Below are 19,403 nucleotides of genomic sequence, written 5' to 3'. Positions count from 1 at the left end.
GCCGCATCCTCACCTCGCATCCTCACGTGAGCGCGTCGATCACCTCGCGCGCCGCCCGCTCGCCCTCGGTGGCGCCGCCCTCCATGAACCCCTGGAAGTCGTAGCTGGTGTGCTCGCCGCCGATGTGGATGTTGCCCTGCGCGGTGCCCTCGTACTGGGCGTAGCGGTGCAGGTATCCGGTGGGCCAGTACGAGTACGCCCCCAGCGCGTACGGGCTGCGGTGCCATGCCGAGAGCTGGGCGCGCCCGTTCCAGACCGCCTTGGTACCGGGGTAGAAGGCGTCGATGCCGGTGAGCATGCGCTTGGCGAGGTCGCGGACGTAGGGGTCGGACTCGGTGGCGAAGGGGGTGGCCGGGGTGAGGGAGGCGGCGAGGCTGCCGGCCCCGTACTGGAGCAGGATGCCGCCGCTGCCGGGCTGCACCTTGGTGGTGTCCCAGGTCTGCTGGACGTAGGAGTCGGTGAAGCAGTCCCCGGCGGACACGCCCGGCCAGGCTCCGGTGCCGCGCCACGGCCGCGCGGTGAACTGCATGTTCAGCTTGGTGCAGTGGCCCATCCGGGCGTCGCGCAGGAGGTTGCGCATGAGCGGGTCGAAGCCCGCACCGGCGGTGTCCACGCGTTTGAGGACGGGGAGCGGCAGACACAGGACGGTGTGGTCCGCGGTCACGGTGCGGATCGCCCCGGAGTCGTTGAAGGTGAGGGTCTGGGTGCCGTCGGCGTTGGCGCGTACGGCGACGAGCTCGCGGCCCATGACCAGGCAGCCGGCCGGGAGCGCCGCGGCGATGGCGTTCGGCAGCTGGTCGTTGCCGCCGGTGATGTGGTAGCGCTCGTTGGACAGGCCCCAGACGTTGAAGTGGCCGGGGTTGGGCTGATAGCCCATCAGGAGGACCAGGGCGAGGGCCGACTGCTGGTCGGTCTCGGCCCCGTACTCGACGTTGTAGGCCACGTCGATGAAGCGGCCGAGCTGGGAGCCGTGGCCGCCGGGGACCCGGGTCTCGATCCACTCGTAGATCGACATGTTGTCGAGGGCCGTGCCGGCGGGGGTGGTGCTGTTCCAGCTGACCTCGCCGGCCTCCTGGAGGTCGCGGTGCAGCCGTTGGAAAACGGCCTTGAAGTCCTCGTCGGCCTGGTGGCGCGGGTAGTACTCGCCGTTGAACCAGAGGACCTCCTCCGCTCCGGTGGGGCCGCCGCCGAGGAAGTCCTCGGTGGACAGCCCGAAGCGGCGGCACAGGGCCAGGATCTTCTTGTGGCTGGTGTCGATCAGCTCGCCGCCGATCTCGGAGGCCTGGCCGTGGGCCCAGTGGTCGCGCTGGCTCCACATCCGGCCGCCGACCCGGCTCGGGTTGGCCTCGTAGAGGGTGCAGGCGACGCCGGCGTCCTGGAGGGTGAGCGCGGCGGTCAGGCCCGAGATGCCGGCGCCGACCACGGCCACGCGGGCGGGGGTGACGCGCCGCTTGTCGGGCAGGGGCGCGGCGGCGTGGGCGGTCGCGGAGGAGGCGAGGGCGGTTCCGAGGCCGAGGGCGGCGGCGCGGCCGAAGAGTTGGCGGCGGGTGGAGCCGCGGACCTCCTCGGCGGGCAGTGCGAGCCTCCTGGCGGCGGCGTGTTCGGCGGCGAGCTGCCGCAGGGCGTGCATGACGGGGGTACGGGCCATGGCGGGGGCTCCTCAGACGTTCGCGGCGCTCGGGTCGGACGGCGCGGCGGGGATGGCGGGGTTCACAGGGGATGAAGGGTCGGACGGGGCGCCCGGGTCTGACGGGGCGCCCGGTTCCGAGGAGGTGCCCGGGCCGGACGGGGCGGTGTCGCCGGGGCGCTCGGCGGCGTCCTCCAGGACGATCCGGCCGATGATCTCGTACCGCTCGGGCGCCTTGGCCTTGAGCCAGAAGCCGAGGCCGAGCCCGCCCAGGAAGACGCCGCCGACGATCCACGGGATCAGGGTGAAGAAGACCGAACCGGCCGCGCTGCCCGCCGCGGTCTCCATGTTGAGCACGAGCAGGACCACGACGGCGGTCATGCCGACGCCGCCGAGCAGCGGGGCGGTCAGGGTCTTGAACCAGTGCCGGTCCTCCGGGTGGTTCTTGCGGAAGTACCCGATGACGGCGAAGGAGCACAGCGTCTGCACGATGAGGATGGCCATCGTGCCGAGGATCGCGAGCAGCGTGTAGAGGTGCAGGTACGGGTCCTGACCGCTGAGCCAGAAGCCGGCGACGAGCGCGGTGGCGATGGCGGTCTGCACCACGGAGGCGATGTAGGGGGATCCGTGCCGTGCGTGCGTGCGGCCGAGCTTCGGGGAGAGGAAGCCCTCGCGGCCGATGGCGTAGAGATAGCGGGCGGCGCACTGGTGGAAGGCCATCCCGCAGGCGAAGGAGCCGGTCAGCAGGAGCCACTGGAAGGCGTCGACCGCCCAGGCGCCGATGAAGGCCTGGGTGGGCGCGAAGAAGAGGTCGAGGGGGCTGGCGGACGCGGACAGCTCCACGGACTTGGCCAGGCCGTTGCCCGCGATGGCCATCCAGGAGACGTAGATGTAGAAGAGGCCGACGCCGACGACCGAGATGAGGGTGGCCCGGGGGATGACCCGCTTCGGGTCGCGCGACTCCTCCCCGTACATGGCGGTGGATTCGAAGCCCACCCAGGACCAGAAGGCGAAGAAGAGGCCGAGCCCTGCGGAGGTGCCGGTGAAGGCGTTCTTCGGGTTGACGGGTTCGAGCGGGATCCCGTCCGGACCGCCGCCGGCGATCAGGACCGCGGTGGCGACGGCGAACAGCACGGCGATCTCCGCGACGAGCATCACGCCGAGCGCCCGGGCGGTGAGGTTGATGTCGAAGTGCGCGAGGGCGGCGGTGACGGCCAGCATGGCCGCCGCGTAGAGCGCCCAGGGCAGGTCGATCCCGAACTGGTCCTGGACGGTGGTCTTGGCGAAGTAGGAGAACACTCCGACGATCGAGGCCTCGAAGACGATGTACGCGAGGACGGCCAGCATCCCCGAGGCCATTCCGGCGATCCGCCCCAGGCCGTGCGAGATGTATCCGTAGAAGGCGCCGGCGGCGGTGATGCGCTTGGCCATCGCGACGTAGCCGACGGCGAAGACGGTCAGGACGAGGGTCGCGAAGAGATAGCCGGCGGGGGCGCCGACGCCGTTTCCGAATCCGACCGCGATGGGGAGGTTGCCGGTCATGGCGGTGATGGGAGCGGCGGTGGCGACCGCCATGAACACGACGCCGACCAACCCGACCGAGTTGGCCTTCAGCCGCTGCACCTGCGGGATGGTGGCTGTCTCGGGCGACTTGCCGGGGTTGTCTCTGCTCATGGCGTCCTCTTCTGTGTGGAGGGCGCCACTCTCTCCCCGCGTGACGCAGACCACAATCGGCATGTAGTCCGATAATCTCCTTGCGAAGAAGACGAGTTGTCGGGCCGGATGGGGGCATAACGGTCTCCGTAACCGATGGGTGATGTGCTGGGAACACCCCGGCCGGTACCGTCCCGCGATATGGACGACCAGGGCGGAATCACGGTTCAGCGCGCATTGGAGCTGCCGGGGCTGCGCAGCGGCCTTCCGGAGGTGGTGGCCTGCGCCGATCGCCTGGGCCGGACGGTCCGCTGGGTGCACGCCGGCGAGGTACCGAACATCGCCTCGCTGCTCAAGGGCGGTGAACTGCTGCTGAGCACGGGGCTCGGCCTCGGTACCCGGCCCGCCGAGCAGCGTGCCTTCGTACGCCGTCTCGCGGACCGGGGGATCGCCGCGCTCGTGGTCGAACTGGGCCCGCGTTTCACCCGCCTTCCGGCGACCATCGTGGACACCGCACGCGCCGCGGGCCTGCCGCTGGTGCAACTCCACCGCGAAGTGCCCTTCGTCACCGTCACGGAGGAGGTCCACACCGAGATCGTCAACGGGCACTACGCCCTCCTCCAGCGCGCCGAGGAGGTCCACCGGCGGTGCACGGAAGCGCTGCTGGGCGGGGGCGGGATCCCCCAGGTCCTGCGCATCCTGGCCGACTTCAGCGCCAATCCGGTCTTCCTGGAGACCCCCGACGGACAGCTGCTGTACGCGGCCGGCAGCTCGGCCGGGGACCCGGGAGCCGATCCCCTCCAGGTGTGGGAGGGCCTACGGGGCCAGCGGGAGGCCGAGCCGCCGGCCAACGCGGTGGTCGTCGACGTACCGGGCGGGGGCCACGGCACGGGTTCGGTCCGGGCGCGGGTCGTGCTGCTGGGTGTCTCGGCCCCCCTCCTGCCCGTGCACCGCATGGCGGCGGAACGCACGGCCGGCGTCCTCGCGGTGGTGCTGATGCAGGCCAAGCAGGAGGAGGAGCTGGCGGCGCGCGGCCGCGGCGACTTCCTGACGGACCTGGCGGAGGGGCGCATCAGCGCGGAGGACGCCCCCGGGCAGGCCCGCGTCCTGGGCTTCAAGCCGGGCGCCGGGCCGCTGCTGCCGGTGGTCATGCGACTGTCCCCGGAGCTGAGCCCGTCCGGCAACTGGGCCGTCCTGGCCCGGGCGGTCCTGGAGGAGCTGTCGTCCGTCGGGGTCCCGGTGCTGCTGGGCGTCCGCCCGGTCGAGGGCCGGGTCCCGCTGCTGGTCTCGCTGCGCGCCGAGTCCGAGCGTACGGCGGTGGCCGACCGGGTCGCCGCCGCGCTGCGGGCCGGGGTCGAACGGGCGGGCCTGGACCGCGCCACCGCCCCGGCCGCGGTGGTCGTCGGCGTCGCGGGCGGCTGGGCGGCCGCCTCGTCGGGCCTGCGCCACGCCGCGGAGACGGCCACGGCCGCCCACGGCCTGCCGGCCCGCCCCTGGTACGACGCCCGGCGGCTGGACATCGACCTGCTGCTGTGGCGGCTGCGCGAACAGCCCGACCTGGCGGCCTTCGTGGACCGCGCGATCGGTCCGCTCCGGGCGCACGACGTGACCTCGCGGCCGCCGCTGCTGCCCACGCTGGAGACGTACCTCGCCCACGCGGGCCGCAAAGCCGAGACGGCCCGCGAGCTGCACCTCAACCGCCAGACGCTCTACAACCGCCTGGCCCGCATCGCGGAGCTGCTGGGCACGGACCTGGACGACCCCGAAACGGTCCTCTCCCTCAGCCTGGCCCTCCGCGCCCGCCGCCACACCCCATCCCAGCCCTGACCGCTCCCCCGGCGCTGGCCGTCGCGCGGCTGCGCGGAGTCCGCCGCGGCCCATCCCACACCCCGACTTCGCCGCCCACCTCCAGCCCCGCCGGCGTTTGAGGCGCAGGGTCCGGGGCGGCGCCCCCGGAGGGGACCGTCAGCGGCGGGGACGTTGCGTCAGCTCGTCGTAGACGGAGAGGACCTGCGCGACCGTGTCGTCCTCCGACGGCCACGTCGCGGCCTGGGCGCGCCCCGCGGCGGCGAGCGCGGCCCGCCGAGCGGGATCCTCCAGCAGGCGCGCCACCGCGTCGGCCAGCGCCCCCGCGTCCCCGTACGGCACCAGCACCGCCCCCTCCCCCACCAGCTCCGGCACGCCCCCCACCGCCGTCGCCACCAGCGGCACGCCCACCCGCAGTGCCTCCTGGGCCAGCGGCGCCCGCTCCTCCCACCGGGTCGGCAGCACCGCCACATCCGCCGCCGCCAGCAACCGCACCGCATCCCGGCGCCGCCCCAGCAGCCGCACCGGCAGCCCTTCCGACTCGATCCGCCGGGACAGCTCGGCCCGCAGCGGCCCCTCCCCCGCGATCACCAGCAGCGGTACGGGATCCAGCGCCCGCCACGCCCGCGCCGCGTCGAGGAGTACGGAGTACCCCCGGTGCGGCACCAGGCTCCCGACCGCGATCAGCAACGGCCTTTCCACGGCCCCGAGTTCCGCCCGGGCCTTGCCGGGATCCGCAGCCGGCTCGGGCCACCCGGACGCGGGCGCGGGCACCGCCACCGGCGCCAGCCGCGCGTCCCGCGCACCCCGCTGCCGCGCGAGGTCCACCTGGTCGGAGGAGGCTCCGAGCACGACCGCCGCGGCGCGTGCCACCTGGCGTTCCAGGATCCGGCTCAGCCGCCCGAGCGCGCCCGCGGCCGCCGGGCCGTCACCGTGCCAGCTCACCACCAGCGGCACCCGGCGCCCCCGCAGCGCCAGCGCGGCCCGCATCCCGGCCCGTACTCCGTGCGCGTGGACGACGTCGGCGCCGGCGCAGGCGGCCCGCAGGGCGCTCACCGCGTCGGACGCGAACCGCGCCCCGGCTCCGGTGAAGTCGTACTGCCCCTCCGCTTCGGGGGGCGCGCACACCGTGACCCGTACTCCGCGCGCGGCGAGCCCGGTCGCGAGCGACCGTACGTGCGCGCTGCTGTCGGCGCCCGCCCCGCCGAGCACTTGGACGGTACGCAGGGGCTGGCGCCCGTAGGGCTGTGCGGGGACCGGGGAGCTGCTCACGGGCCGAAGCTCCTGGATGAGGGAGTCAGAGACGTCGCCCAGGATGCCAGCCCGCACGCGCGTTCCGGGACCATACGGGTGCGGATCCGGTGTGAGATGTCGTCAGACGCCCTCCCGGCTCACCCACACGGACTAGCACCGCGCCGTCCGGCCCGCTCCCGGCCCCTCGCGGGACCTCCTGGGCCCTCCCGGCCCGCCCCGTCCCGTTCCGCTTCGGCGAAGGGCCCGGCACGCGATGCGCCCCGGACCCCGGACCCGGCCGTCTCGGCCCGCCCTCTACGTGGCCGCGTCCGCGTCGGCGTGCGCCGCCGCCAGCAGTTCCTCGGCGTGGGCCCGCGCCGAGGCGGAGTCCTCGTGGCCCGCGAGCATGCGCGACAGCTCGCGGATGCGGTCCTCGCCCTCCAGGACGGTGACCCCGCTGCGCGTCACGGACCCGTCGTTGGTCTTCTCGACCAGCAGCTGCCGGTCCGCGAAGGCCGCCACCTGCGGCAGGTGCGTGACGACGACGACCTGCGCCGACTTGGCCAGCTTCGCCAGGCGTCGGCCCACCTCGACCGCCGCCTTGCCGCCGACGCCCGCGTCGACCTCGTCGAAGAGGTACGTCGGTACCGGGTCGGAGCCCGCGAAGACGACCTCCACGGCCAGCATCACGCGGGACAGCTCACCGCCGGAGGCGCCCTTGGCGATCGGCCGGGGCTGGGCACCGGGGTGCGGGGCCAGCAGCAGTTCCACCTCGTCCGCGCCCGAAGGGCCGTAGGCGACGTGGCGGCCGTCCACCTCCACGCCGTCGGGGTCCTCCACCTGCCGGACGTCGATCGTGACCCGCGCGTGCGGCATGGCCAGTGAGGCCAGCTCCTCGGTGACAGCCGAGGCGAAACGCGTCGCCGCCTCCACCCGGGCGTCCGTCAACGCCTGGGCCAGCAGGGACAGTTCGGAGCGCAGTCCGTCCCGCTCCGCGGTCAGCTCGGCGATCCGCTCGTCGTCGCCGTCGAGCTCCAGCAGCCGCGCCGCGCCCTGTTCGGCCCACTCCAGCACCGAGTCCACGGTGCCCTCGGACCCGTACTTGCGCGTCAGCTGGGTCAGGGCCGCCCGCCGCTCCTCCACCGCGGCGAGCCGCAGTGGATCGGCGTCGAGGTCGTCGGCGTAACCGGCGAGCTCCCCGGCCACATCGGCCAGCAGGATCCCCAGTTCCGCGATCCGCTCGGCGAGCGAGCCCAGCGCCGGGTCGTGGGACCGTACGGCTTCCAGGGCCCGGTGGGCGCTGCCGACGAGGGTGTTCGCGTCGATGCCCTCGGGGTCCTCCGGGTTGCCCGCGAGGGCGGCGTGCGCCGCCTGCGCCGCCGAGGACAGCGATTCGGCGTGGCCGAGCCGCTCCGCCTCGGCCGCCAGGTCGGTGTCCTCACCGGCCACCGGTTCCACGGCGGCGATCTCGTCCAGCCCGAAGCGCAGCAGGTCGGCCTCCTGGGCCCGTTCCCGGGCCCGGGTGGTGATGGTCTCCAGTTCGACGGCGACCGAGCGCAGCCGCCGGTAGGCGGCCGCGTACTTCTCCAGGGGGACGGCGACGGCGTCCCCGGCGTAACGGTCGAGCGCCTGCCGCTGGCGGGCGGGCCTCAGCAGCCCCTGCTGGTCGGTCTGGCCGTGGACGGCGACCAGGTCGTCCGCGAGTTCGGCGAGCAGGCCTACGGGCACCGAGCGGCCCCCGACGTGGGCGCGCGAGCGCCCCTCGGCGGACACGGTACGGCTGATCAGCAGGGCGCCGTCGTCCAGCTCCGCCCCGGCCTCCTCGGCCCGCAGCGCGGCGGGGGCGCCCTGCCGCAGCACGATGCGCCCCTCCACGACGGCGGCCTTGGCCCCGACGCGTACGAGGGCCGCGTCGGCGCGACCGCCGAGCAGCAGCCCGAGGCTGGTGACGACCATGGTCTTGCCCGCGCCGGTCTCGCCGGTCACCGCGGTGAAACCGGGCGACAGCTCGACCACCGCGTCGTCGATGACCCCGAGCGACCGTATCCGCATCTCCTCAAGCACGGGACGACGATACCGAGGTTTCCCCGGTGCCATGTGACGTCACCCGCCGAGAGTTCTCCGAACGGACGTGCTATTAGGGGGGCAGGCCCCCTGCCGGCGAAGAGGTGCCGCCCCCGCGCCCTCCGTGACGACGGCGGGCGCTCCAGCGGGCCTAGTGGGGCGCTCCACGCCATCCCGAAACCGGCAGGGCGAACTTCGCGACCAGCCGGTCCGTGAAGGACGCGTGGTGCAGGCGGGCGAGCCGTACGGGCACCGCGCCCCGCCGGACCTCCACCCGGGCCCCGTCCGGCAGCTCCAGCGTGCGGCGGCCGTCGCACCACAGCACCCCGTGCGGGGTCCCCGTCTGCACCTCCACGGCCAGCACCGAGGTCGGCGAGGTCACCAACGGCTTGGCGAACAGCGCGTGCGCGCTGATCGGCACCATCAGCAGGGCCTCCACCTCCGGCCAGACCACCGGCCCGCCCGCGGAGAAGGCGTACGCGGTCGAGCCGGTCGGAGTCGCGCAGACGATGCCGTCACAGCCGAAACCGGACACCGGGCGCCCGTCGACCTCCAGGACCACCTCCAGCATCCGCTCCGGCGACACCTTCTGGACGGCGGCCTCGTTCAGCGCCCAGTCCCGGTGGACGATGTCGCCGTTCCTGCGCACGGTCACATCGAGGGTCATGCGCTCCTCGACCTCGTACTCGCGCGTCACGACCCGGTCCACGACCTTGTCCAGGTCGTCGCGCTCGGCCTCGGCGAGGAAGCCCACCCGGCCCAGGTTGACGCCCAGCATCGGCACCCCCGAGGCACGCGCGAACTCCGCGCCGCGCAGCAGCGTCCCGTCCCCGCCCAGGACGATCAGCAGCTCGCAGCCGTCGAGCACCCCGGGATCCGACTCCTTGACCAGCTCGACCTCGGGCGGCAGCGGCAGGTCCACCGCCTCGTGCTGGAAGACCCGTACGCCCAGCCCGGACCGCAGCAGGCCCTGGACGACGAGCTCGGCGCTGCGGATGGCCGCCGGCCGCCCGGTGTGCGCGAGGAGGAACACCTTGCGCACCACTGCTGAAGTTGCTGAAAGTGTCACTGCGGCCCCTCCGCCACTGCACGCTCGACATCCGCCGGGTCGAGTACCGGTGCCCCCGCCCGCAGCCACAGAAAGTACTCGACGTTCCCCGACGGCCCCGGCAGCGGACTGGCGGTCACCCCGAGCACGCCCAGCCCCAGCTTCGCCGCCTGCGCGGCGACCTCCCGCACGGCCTGCGCCCGCAGCTCCGGGCTGCGCACGACGCCTCCGCTGCCCAGCCGGTCCTTGCCGACCTCGAACTGCGGCTTCACCATCAGCACGAGGTCCGCGTCCGGCGCCGTGCACCGCACCAGCGCGGGCAGCACCAGGCCGATCGAGATGAAGGACAGGTCGCCGACGACCACGTCGGCCGGGACTCCGCCGATCTGCTCGACCGTCAGCTCGCGGACGTTCGTACGGTCCTTGACGGTGACCCGGTCGTCGCTCTGCAAGGACCAGGCGAGCTGCCCGTACCCCACGTCCACGGCGACGACGTGGTCGACGCCCGCGCGCAGCAGTACGTCGGTGAACCCGCCGGTCGAGGCGCCCGCGTCCAGCGCCCGACGGCCCTCGACGCGCAGCCCCAGCGGCTGGAAGGCCGCGAGCGCGCCCGCGAGTTTGTGGCCGCCGCGGGAGACGTAGTCGGGGTCGCTGTCGTCCTTGAGGACGACCAGAGCCGCGCTGGTCTCGACCTGGGTGGCCGCCTTGGTCGCGGTGGCGCCGCCCACGGTCACCCGGCCCGCGGCGATCAGCTGCGCGGCGTGCTCGCGCGAGCGGGCCATGCTGCGGCGTACCAGTTCGGCGTCCAGGCGGCGGCGTGCCACTCCTGCCACGTTCGGTTCAGCTCCTGTTTTCGTACGGTCCGGGGACGGGCGGTGCGTCCAGCGCGGTCAGCGCCTCGCGCAGCCCCCTGTGGACATCCTCGTACACGGCGAGGTGTCCGTCCGCCGCGAGGTGGTCGGCTTCCGCCAGCCGCGCCAGGTGCCCGTCCACACCGGCGTGGCCGGTGGTGGTGCGTACGACGCCCAGGGGTGCGGGCCCGGCCGGCCCGGCGGCTTCGGCGGCAGGCGCCTGCGGGGTGACGGGCATGCCATCGCTCACGCCGTCCGGCAGGCCATCGGGCTCGGCGTCGGGCACTCGGTCGGTCATGCCCCGACGCTACCGCGAAGCGCCCGGCGACCACGCATGGCTCTGAGGTACCGTCGTGATCACGATGGCTACGATCGAGGAGTGCCGCGAAGCACTCGACCGACTCTCCGGCAGTCTCGCGCGGGCCGAAGGCGGCGTGCGCGGCGCGGCCGCGCTCGACCGCTCCCTGAGTTGCCACATCACCGACCTGGACCGGACCTTCGCGGGGCGCCTCCAGGACGGCCGGATCCACGTGGAGACGCTCACCCCGGGCCCGCCGGCCGCCAAGGCCGAGATCCGGCTTGCGATGACCGGGGACGACCTGGTGGCGATGGTCGGGGGCGAGCTGAAGTTCTCCAGGGCCTGGGCCTCGGGCCGGGTCCGGCTGGAAGCGGGCTTCCGCGACCTGCTCCGGCTCAAGAGCCTGCTCTAGCCAGGCCGGCGGACACCCGGTCCGCCTGCCGGCAGGCGCCCGCTCCACGCGCCGGCAGGCGCCCGTCCGCACCGCAGCCGCGCGAGGGCGGCCCCGCACCGTCACACGGCGCGAGCCACCGCCCGGGCGCCCCGCGCCGCCGGAATGACCAGCGGCGTCCCCGTCTCCGGGTCCTCGATGATCTGGCAGCGCAGCCCGAACACCTTCTCCACCAGCTCGGCCGTGACCACCTCCGCCGGCGGCCCTTCCGCGACGATCCTCCCGCCCCGCATCGCGATCAGGTGCGTGGCGTAGCGGGCCGCGTGGTTGAGGTCGTGCAGCACCGCCACCAGGGTCCGCCCCTGGTTCTCGTGCAGCTCGGCGCACAGGTCCAGCACGTCGATCTGGTGCTGGATGTCCAGGTAGGTCGTCGGCTCGTCCAGGAGCAGCAGCGGGGTCTGCTGGGCCAGCGCCATAGCGATCCACACCCGCTGCCGCTGCCCGCCCGACAGCTCGTCCACCGCCCGGTCCGCCAGCTCGGCGACCCCGGTGGAGGCCATCGACTCGACCACGACCCTCTCGTCCTCCTGCGACCACTGCCGCAGCAGTCCCTGATGCGGGTACCGGCCGCGCGAGACCAGATCGGACACCGTGATGCCGTCGGGCGCGATCGAGGACTGCGGGAGCAGTCCGAGGGTCTTGGCGACCTTCTTCGCCGGCAGGGAGCCGATGGCCTGGCCGTCCAGCAGCACGCGTCCGGCGGACGGCTTCAGCATCCGCGACAGGGCGCGCAGCAGCGTGGACTTGCCGCAGGCGTTGGGGCCGACGATCACCGTGAAGGAGTTGTCGGGTATCTCCACCGACAGGTTCTCGGCGATGACGCGCTGGTCGTAGCCGAGGGTCACGTTCTCCGCGGTCAGCCGCTGCACTTGCCCACTCCTCTGGTTCCGATGGGTCGGGTTGCGATACGTCGGGTCCGGATCCGCCGCGTCGGATCCGCCGCACTGGCCGTCAACGCGGTCGGCGCGGTCGGCGTCGCGGTCATATGCGCCCCGCCTTGCGCTCGGTGACGAGCAGCCAGAGCAGGTAGACGCCGCCGACCAGCCCGGTCACCACGCCCACCGGCAGCTGGTCGGCGCCGAAGGCCCGCTGCGAGGCCCAGTCGGACACCAGCAGCAGTACGGAGCCCATCAGGGCGGCCGTCAGCAGGCTCCCGCCGGGTGAGCGGGTCAGCCGCCGGGCCAGCTGCGGCGCCGCCAGCGCGACGAAGCTGATGGGACCGGCGGCGGCGCTGGCCGCGGTGGTGAGCAGGATCGCCGCCAGCATCAGCAGCAGCCGCGTGCGTTCCACCCGTACTCCGAGGGCGTACGCGGCGTCGTCCCCCATCTCCATCATCCGCAGGGCCCTGCCCTGCCCGAGGACGAGGGGGAAGAGCACCGCGCAGGTCACCAGGAGCGGCCAGACCTGCGCCCAGTCCCGGCCGGCCAGTGAGCCGGTCAGCCAGACCATCGCGCGGGTGGCCTCGACCAGTTGGGCCTTCGTGAGCAGGTACTGGATGACGGCGACCAGCATCGCGGAGGCCCCGATGCCCACCAGCACCAGCCGGTAGCCCTGGATTCCCTGCTTGTAGGCGAGCAGGTAGACGGCGACGCCGGCGAGCAGGCCGCCGAGCAGCGCGCCCCCGGCCACCGCGGTGGCGCTGCCGTTGAACACGATGATGACCGTGAGCGCGCCCACCGCCGAGCCGTACCCGAAGCCGAGCAGGTCGGGAGAGCCGAGCGGGTTGCGGGAGACGGACTGGAAGACCGCTCCGGACATCCCGAGGGCCGCGCCGACGAGCAGGGCGACCAGGACCCGCGGCAGCCGCAGGTCGTTGACGATGAAGTCGTGGGCGGGGGTGCCGTTGCCGAGCAGGGTCCGTACGACGTCCCACGGCGCGATCTGGAAGTCCCCGGTGCCGATGAGTACGACGGCCATCGCGAGCACCGCGAGGGCCAGCAGTGCCCCGGTGGCCAGGGCGCGCGGCTCCACGCGCAGGGTCACCCCGCCGGGCAGGCGCAGCGGGCGGGGCCCGGACCGGCCGGTGCGTTCTTTTTGGGGTGCGGCGGTCACTGTCACAGCTGGGCCATCCTCTTGCGCCGGACCAGGTAGATGAAGACGGGGCCGCCGATGAGCGCGGTGACGATGCCGACCTGGAGTTCGGCGGGCCGGGTGACGACCCGGCCGATGACGTCGGCGCCCAGCAGCAGGACGGGTGAGAGCACGGCCGAGTAGGCGAGCACCCAGCGCATGTCCGGGCCGGTGAACACCCGTACCAGGTGCGGGATCATGAGCCCGATGAAGACGATGGGCCCGCAGGCGGCGGTCGCCGCACCGCAGAGCAGCGTGATGGCGAGCATGGCGCCGATCCGGGTCCGCGTCAGGTTGGCGCCCAGGGCGCGCGCGGTGTCCTCGCCCATGGCCATCGCGTTGAGCGGCCGGCCCAGCGACAGCGCGAGCACCGCGCCGACCAGCAGGAAGGGCGCCACCTGCCGGACGGTGTCCAGGTTGGCGGAGGCCAGCGAACCCACCGTCCAGAAGCGCAGCTTGTCGAGCGCCTTGCTGTCCATCAGCTGCACGGCGTTGATGTAACCGACGAGGGCGGCGCTGGCCGCCGTACCGGCGAGGGCGAGGCGCACGGGCGTGGCGCTGCGGCTGCCGCCGAGCACGTACACGACCACCGAGACGAGGGCGGCGCCGAGGAAGGCCCACCACACGTACTCGCTCAGGGAGTCGGCGCCGAGGAAGCTGATCGCGGAGACCACGGCGGCCGCGGCGCCCGCGTTGACGCCGAGGATGCCCGGTTCGGCCAGCGGGTTGCGGGTCAGCGCCTGCATGACGGCGCCGGACAGGCCGAGCCCGAGACCGACCATCAGCCCGAGGAGGGTGCGCGGGATCCTCAGGTCCCGCACCACCACGTCGGCGGGCGTCCCCGAGTAGTCGAACAGGCCGTGCCAGACCTGGTCCAGCGGCATCTGCTTGGCGCCGACGGCGATGCTCGCCACCGCGACCAGCGCCAGCAGCGCGAGGGCGGCGAGCAGGCCGGCGGCGCGCGCGGCGTGGCGCGGGCGGGCGACGACGGCCGGCGCCGTGCTCTGTTCGGGTTCGGGGGGACTCTCAACCAACACGGAGGTTAGGTTAGCCTACCCTCCGCCCTCCTTGATCCGTGGCCGCTCACAGACCGAGCCTGGTCAGGGCCTTCTTCGCGTCCAGCGTGCAGGCCCCGTCGCCGGCCGCCGTCCAGGCCGCCGCGCACAGCGCCCGCAGACCGTCCAGGGGATCGCCGTCCGCCGCCGAGCTCCCGCCCGCCTCCGGGTCGATGATCACGCTCAGGTCCAGCGTGTGGTCGTTCGCCACCGCCGACCAGCCGCCGCAGCGCCAGGCGCCCGCCTGCTCCCGTACGGGCGGCTGCCCGGTCAGCAGTCCCCGCAGGTCCCGGTCCACGTAGGTCGGCCGGTGCTTGGGCTCGGCCCGCACCAGCTGCTCGGCGTCCGTGACCCCGGTCAGCACCAGCAGCGAGTCCACCTTCCCGTTGAAGGCGCCTTCGATGTCGGTGTCGAGCCGGTCCCCCACCACCAGCGGCCGCTTCGCCCCGGTCCGCAGCACCGTCTCGCGGTGCATCGGCGGCAGCGGCTTGCCCGCCACCTGCGGCTCCGCGCCCGTGGCGATCCGTACGACCTGGACCGCCGCCCCGTTGCCCGGGGCGATCCCGCGCGCCCCCGGAATCGTCAGGTCGGTGTTGGACGCGTACCACGGCACCCCGCGGTTGATCGCGTACGAGGCCTCCGCGAACCGCCCCCACGCCAGATCCGGACCCCCGTACCCCTGGACGACCGCCGCGAGCCCCTCCTCGTCGGCCGACTCCACCGGCACCAGCCCCCGCTCGCGCAGCGCGACCCGCAGCCCCTCACCGCCGATCACCAGCACCTTCGACCCCGGCTCGACCTGCTCCGAGATCAACCGGGCCACCGCCTGCGCGGAAGTGATCACCTCGCCCGCCTCGGTCGGGATGCCGAGCTCACCCAGGTGCCGCGCGACGGCCTGCGGGGTCCGCAGCGCGTTGTTGGTGACGTACGCGAGGTGCATGCCCTCGGCCCGAGCGACCGCCAGCGACTCCACGGCGTGCGCGATGGCCCGCCCACCCGCGTACACCACCCCGTCCAGGTCCAGCAGAGCCGTGTCGTACGCCTGGTGCAGACTCCGCTCGCTGGCCGCGGGGCTGGTCCTGCTCTGCCCGGTCATCCTGTCGGCTCCTCATGTCGTCATACGATCGCTCTGTCTGATTCACTCTTCCCCCCGATCATCCCGTAACGCGGGACGGGTCATACCATGCACCAATGACCACATCTGGCACCGCGGACCATGGGCTGCGCCTGATTCCCTTCCATGGCCTGCGCTATGTCCCGGAGCGTGTCGGCAGTCTGGCCGCCGTCACCTCGCCGCCCTACGACGTGGTCGTACGTCCCGACGGAGTCGACTACCTCGAATCCGCCGACCCGCACAACATCGTCCGCCTGATCCTTCCGCAGGCCGGCACCCCGGCGGCGCGCAACGAACAGGCCGCGCTCACCCTGCACCACTGGCTCGCCGAGGGGATCCTCAGCGCCGACCCCGAGCCCGCGCTCTACGTCTACGAGCAGAGCAAGGGCAGCCTGCTCCAGCGCGGCATCATCGGCGCCCTCGCCCTGTCCACCGCCGAAGCGGGCATCGTCCTGCCCCACGAGGACGTCATGCCGGACGTGGTCACCGACCGGGCCGGCCTGATGCGGGCCACCTCCGCCAACCTCGAACCCCTCCTCCTCACTTACCGCGGCGAAGAGCCCGGCGGCGGCGCCGCGGCGGTGGTCGAGTCCGCGGCCGGCCGCGCCCCCCTCCTGGCCACCGTCACCGAGGACGGCTTCTGCCACCGGCTGTGGGCCGTCACGGACCCCGCCGAGCTGGCCGCCGTCACCGCCGACCTCGCCCACCGCCAGGCCCTCATCGCGGACGGCCACCACCGCTGGGCGACGTATCTGCGCCTCCAGGAGGAGCACCGCTCGCCCACCCCCTGGGACTTCGGCCTCGTCCTCCTCGTGGACACCGCCCGCTATCCGCTCCAGGTGCGCGCCATCCACCGGATGCTGCGCCGCCTGCCGGTCGCGCAGGCCCTCGCCGCGCTCGAAGGGCACTTCCAGGTCCGCACGGTCGAAGGCCCCCTCCCGCTCGCCCTGGAGAGCCTCGCGGACGCGGCGGAACGCGGCAACGCCTTCCTCCTGACCGGCGACGGCTCCTTCCACCTGGTCACCGATCCCGATCTGGCGCTCCTCGACAGCACCGTCCGGCACGACCGGCCCGAGGCCTGGCGCCGGCTGGACGCCACCGTCCTGCACGCGACGCTGCTCGAAGCCCTCTGGCACGTCCCGGACGCGCCGGAGCACATCGCGTACATCCACGACGCGGCGGCGACCGTCGCCATGGCCGAACGCCACGGCGGCACGGCGGTCCTGCTCCACCCCGTACGGGAGGAAGTCGTCCGGGACCTGGCCCGCCAGGGCGTCACGATGCCCCGCAAGTCCACGTCCTTCGGCCCCAAGCCGGCCACCGGCCTGGTCCTGCGCACCCTGGACTGACGCTCACCGGTCGGCCACCCCGGACATGCGGAAGGGCGGTACCCCGAGGGGTACCGCCCTTCTCGTCTCACCCGATATCAGGCCTTGTCGTGGCCCGCGTCGCGCTCGTCGTCCCCGCTGACGACGATCTCATCGGCGACATCCGTGTCATCGACATCGACATCGACGTCAGACTCGGACGGTTCGAGGGGCTCGTACTCCTCGTCGTCCTCGTCGTAGTACTCGGCCACGTCCGAGGCACGCTCGGCCGCGGCCACCTCGGGGTCGTCGGCGTCATCGTCGTCGTCCTCGTCGTGCGTCGCGGCGTCCACGAACTCGACCCCGTCCAGCTCGGCGAGCCGGTCCGAGGCGTCCATGGACCCGTCCTTGTCCGCCTCGACGGTCTTGGCGAACCACTCGCGCGCCTCGTCCTCACGACCGGCGGCCAGCAGGGCGTCGGCGTAGGCGTACCGCAGACGAGCGGTCCAGGGCTGTACGGCGCTGGAGGCCAGCTCGGGGCTCTGCAGGGTCACGATGGCGGCATCGAGCTGCCCCATGTCACGGCGCGCACCGGCGGCGACCAGACGCATCTCGACCTGGGCCGCCTTGTCCAGCTTCTGCACCTCGGGCTCGCCGGCCATGGCCAGCGCCCGCTCGGGACGGCCTAGGCCGCGCTCGCAGTCGGCCATGACGGGCCACAGCTCGACCGAGCCGGTCATGCGCTTGGCGGCGCGGAACTCCGCGAGCGCCTCGCTGTACTTCTGCGTGGCGTACGCGGCGAAGCCTGCGGCCTCGCGGACGGCGGCGACACGGGAGGCCAGTCGCAGGGCGATGCGCGCGTACGCGTACGCCTGCTCGGGGTCCTCGTCGATGAGCCGGGCGACCATGACCAGGTTGCGGGAGACTTCCTCCGCCAGCCCCTTGGGCAGGCTCAGCAGCTCCTGACGCACATCGGCGTCGATCTCCAGGCCGGTGACGTCCTCGTCGATCGGAAGCCGCTTGACCGGGTCCCGGTCGCGGTCCGCGCGGAAGTCGCGGTCGCCGCCACGGTCATCGCGACCACGGAAGCCACCACGGTCACCGCCGCCCCGGTCGTCACGACGGGGGTAGGACGGACGGTCCCCACCACGGTCGTCACGGCGCGGGAAGCTCGGACGCTCGCCACCACGGTCATCGCGGCCGCCGCGGAAACCACCGCGGTCATCGTCACGGCGCGGGTACGACGGACGGTCACCGCCCCGGTCATCACGGCGCGGGAAGCTCGGACGCTCGCCACGGTCGTCACGGCGGAACGGGGGACGGTCGCCACCACGGTCGTCACGACGGGGGTAGGACGGACGGTCGCCACCGCGGTCATCACGAGGGAAACCGCCGCCACCACCGGAGGGCCGGTCACCACGGTCATCACGACGCGGGAAAGACGGACGGTCCCCACCACGGTCATCACGACGGAAACCACCACCGCCACCGGAGGGCCGGTCACCACGGTCATCACGACGCGGGAAAGACGGACGGTCCCCACCACGGTCATCACGACGGGGGAAGGAGGGACGGTCCCCACCGCGGTCATCACGACGGAAACCGCCGCCACCACCGGAGGGCCGGTCACCACGGTCATCACGACGCGGGAAAGACGGACGGTCCCCACCACGGTCATCACGACGGGGGTAGGACGGACGGTCGCCACCACGGTCGTCACGACGGAAACCGCCGCCACCACCGGAGGGCCGGTCACCACGGTCATCACGACGCGGGAAAGACGGACGGTCCCCACCACGGTCATCGCGACGGAAGCCACCGCCACCACCGGAGGGCCGGTCACCACGGTCATCACGACGGGGGAAAGACGGACGGTCCCCACCACGGTCGTCACGGCCGCCGCGGAAACCACCGCGGTCATCGTCACGGCGGGGGTAGCTCGGACGGTCGCCACCACGGTCATCACGGCGGAAACCGCCGCCACCACCGGAGGGCCGGTCACCACGGTCATCACGACGGAACGGGGGACGGTCGCCACCCCGGTCGTCACGACGCGGGAAGGAGGGACGGTCGCCACCGGCACCGGCAGGACGACCACCGCGGTCATCGTCACGGCGGGGGTAGCTCGGACGGTCACCGCCACGGTCATCACGGCGGAAACCGCCGCCACCACCGGAGGGCCGGTCACCACGGTCATCACGACGGAACGGGGGACGGTCGCCACCCCGGTCGTCACGACGCGGGAAGGAGGGACGGTCGCCACCGGCACCGGCAGGACGACCACCGCGGTCATCGTCACGGCGGGGGTAGCTCGGACGGTCACCGCCACGGTCATCACGGCGGAAACCGCCGCCGCTGCCACCGCCGGCCGGACGACCACCGCGGTCATCGCGACGGAAGCCGCCACCGGCGCCACCGGCACCGGCAGGCCGACCGCCACGGTCGTCGCGACGGAACGGGGGACGGTCGCCACCACGGTCACCGCCACGGTCGTCACGGCCCCCGCGGTAGCCGCCCCTGTCACCACCGTCGTTGCGCCGAGGCTCGCGCTCCGGACGATCGTCGGGAGAGTTGGACATGGGTGTAGCTCCTGTCTTCGGGGTACCGCTAGTCATTCTCGCGCAACCAACCCATGGCCGCGCTTCGGCGCAAAGATGTACAAAAACAAAAAAGACCCTTGGTCCAGCGTTGAACGCTGGACCAAGGGTCCTTTGAAAGATTGTTCGGCGGTGTCCTACTCTCCCACAGGGTCCCCCCTGCAGTACCATCGGCGCTGAAAGGCTTAGCTTCCGGGTTCGGAATGTAACCGGGCGTTTCCCTAACGCT

At 73.2% G+C, this 19,403-nt stretch carries 15 protein-coding genes, 1 rRNA gene and 1 pseudogene; 3 read left to right on the top strand and 14 right to left on the bottom strand.

The genetic code is table 11. The features are described from left to right. Positions 1–22: 22 nt before the first annotated feature. Both ACWDX7_RS19415 and ACWDX7_RS19410 read right to left on the bottom strand, forming a co-directional pair. A complete protein-coding gene (locus ACWDX7_RS19415; protein ID WP_451492839.1) occupies positions 23–1,648 on the bottom strand; it encodes a flavin monoamine oxidase family protein in 1,626 nt (541 codons plus the stop codon). 12 nt (positions 1,649–1,660) lie between these two features. Continuing rightward, on the bottom strand, positions 1,661–3,301 hold the full coding sequence (locus tag ACWDX7_RS19410) for an amino acid permease (protein WP_451492838.1): 1,641 nt from the start codon (positions 3,299–3,301) through the stop codon (positions 1,661–1,663). A gap of 180 nt (positions 3,302–3,481) precedes the next feature. Between ACWDX7_RS19410 and ACWDX7_RS19405 the strand changes: the two genes are divergently transcribed. Next, positions 3,482–5,107, top strand: a complete 1,626-nt coding sequence (locus ACWDX7_RS19405) for a PucR family transcriptional regulator (RefSeq protein ID WP_451492837.1) — start codon at positions 3,482–3,484, stop codon at positions 5,105–5,107. A 138-nt stretch (positions 5,108–5,245) separates the two neighbouring features. Here the strand turns inward: ACWDX7_RS19405 and ACWDX7_RS19400 are convergent, their stop codons facing one another. The 5 genes from ACWDX7_RS19400 to ACWDX7_RS19380 form a co-directional block, all read right to left on the bottom strand. Further along, positions 5,246–6,358 carry a glycosyltransferase family 4 protein gene (locus ACWDX7_RS19400; protein ID WP_451492836.1) on the bottom strand — a complete coding sequence of 371 codons (1,113 nt, stop codon included), beginning with the start codon at positions 6,356–6,358 and terminating at the stop codon, positions 5,246–5,248. 276 nt (positions 6,359–6,634) lie between these two features. Further along, a complete protein-coding gene (gene recN, locus ACWDX7_RS19395) occupies positions 6,635–8,371 on the bottom strand; it encodes a DNA repair protein RecN (RefSeq protein WP_451492865.1) in 1,737 nt (578 codons plus the stop codon). A 163-nt stretch (positions 8,372–8,534) separates the two neighbouring features. Then, complete coding sequence (locus ACWDX7_RS19390; protein WP_451492835.1) at positions 8,535–9,452, bottom strand: NAD kinase; 918 nt, start codon at positions 9,450–9,452, stop codon at positions 8,535–8,537. Further along, positions 9,449–10,264 (bottom strand): TlyA family RNA methyltransferase, encoded by an 816-nt coding sequence (locus tag ACWDX7_RS19385; RefSeq protein WP_451492834.1) that lies wholly within the window; start codon positions 10,262–10,264, stop codon positions 9,449–9,451. The genes ACWDX7_RS19390 and ACWDX7_RS19385 overlap by 4 nt, the downstream gene beginning before the upstream one ends. 7 nt (positions 10,265–10,271) lie before the next feature. Further along, a complete protein-coding gene (locus ACWDX7_RS19380; RefSeq protein WP_451492833.1) occupies positions 10,272–10,580 on the bottom strand; it encodes a hypothetical protein in 309 nt (102 codons plus the stop codon). A gap of 64 nt (positions 10,581–10,644) precedes the next feature. Here ACWDX7_RS19380 and ACWDX7_RS19375 point away from each other — a divergent pair, with 64 nt between their 5' ends. Next, entirely contained in the window at positions 10,645–10,992 is a 348-nt protein-coding gene (locus ACWDX7_RS19375) for an SCP2 sterol-binding domain-containing protein (protein ID WP_451492864.1), read from the top strand. A gap of 101 nt (positions 10,993–11,093) precedes the next feature. Here ACWDX7_RS19375 and ACWDX7_RS19370 read toward each other — a convergent pair whose 3' ends face one another. The 4 genes from ACWDX7_RS19370 to ACWDX7_RS19355 all read right to left on the bottom strand — a co-directional run bounded on the left by ACWDX7_RS19370 (position 11,094) and on the right by ACWDX7_RS19355 (position 15,252). Then, entirely contained in the window at positions 11,094–11,900 is an 807-nt protein-coding gene (locus ACWDX7_RS19370) for an ABC transporter ATP-binding protein (RefSeq protein ID WP_451492832.1), read from the bottom strand. A 112-nt stretch (positions 11,901–12,012) separates the two neighbouring features. Further along, a complete protein-coding gene (locus ACWDX7_RS19365; protein ID WP_451492831.1) occupies positions 12,013–13,089 on the bottom strand; it encodes a FecCD family ABC transporter permease in 1,077 nt (358 codons plus the stop codon). After that, complete coding sequence (locus ACWDX7_RS19360; RefSeq protein WP_451492830.1) at positions 13,086–14,138, bottom strand: FecCD family ABC transporter permease; 1,053 nt, start codon at positions 14,136–14,138, stop codon at positions 13,086–13,088. The genes ACWDX7_RS19365 and ACWDX7_RS19360 overlap by 4 nt, the downstream gene beginning before the upstream one ends. Before the next feature lie 46 nt (positions 14,139–14,184). Then, the gene (locus ACWDX7_RS19355) at positions 14,185–15,252 is read right to left on the bottom strand and encodes an HAD-IIA family hydrolase (protein WP_451492829.1); all 1,068 of its coding nucleotides are present in this window, start codon (positions 15,250–15,252) and stop codon (positions 14,185–14,187) included. Between the two features lie 95 nt (positions 15,253–15,347). On the opposite strand from ACWDX7_RS19355, the gene ACWDX7_RS19350 reads away from it, so the two are divergent. Further along, positions 15,348–16,619, top strand: coding sequence for a DUF1015 family protein (locus ACWDX7_RS19350; protein WP_451492828.1), 1,272 nt, complete (start codon positions 15,348–15,350; stop codon positions 16,617–16,619). A 77-nt stretch (positions 16,620–16,696) separates the two neighbouring features. Here the strand turns inward: ACWDX7_RS19350 and ACWDX7_RS19345 are convergent, their stop codons facing one another. From ACWDX7_RS19345 to rrf, 3 genes and pseudogenes are all read right to left on the bottom strand, one after another. Beyond that, on the bottom strand, positions 16,697–17,533 hold the full coding sequence (locus ACWDX7_RS19345) for a tetratricopeptide repeat protein (protein WP_451492863.1): 837 nt from the start codon (positions 17,531–17,533) through the stop codon (positions 16,697–16,699). A gap of 129 nt (positions 17,534–17,662) precedes the next feature. Further along, a pseudogene (locus tag ACWDX7_RS19340) lies at positions 17,663–18,625 on the bottom strand (hypothetical protein); the annotation flags it as partial. Between the two features lie 673 nt (positions 18,626–19,298). Beyond that, positions 19,299–19,403 (bottom strand): 5S ribosomal RNA (rrf, locus tag ACWDX7_RS19335); the annotation flags it as partial.

It is taken from the genome of Streptomyces sp. NPDC003034 (assembly GCF_053591375.1).
Note: the sequence above shows the minus strand (reverse complement) of the source record. Positions and strands in the feature narration are given on the sequence as shown.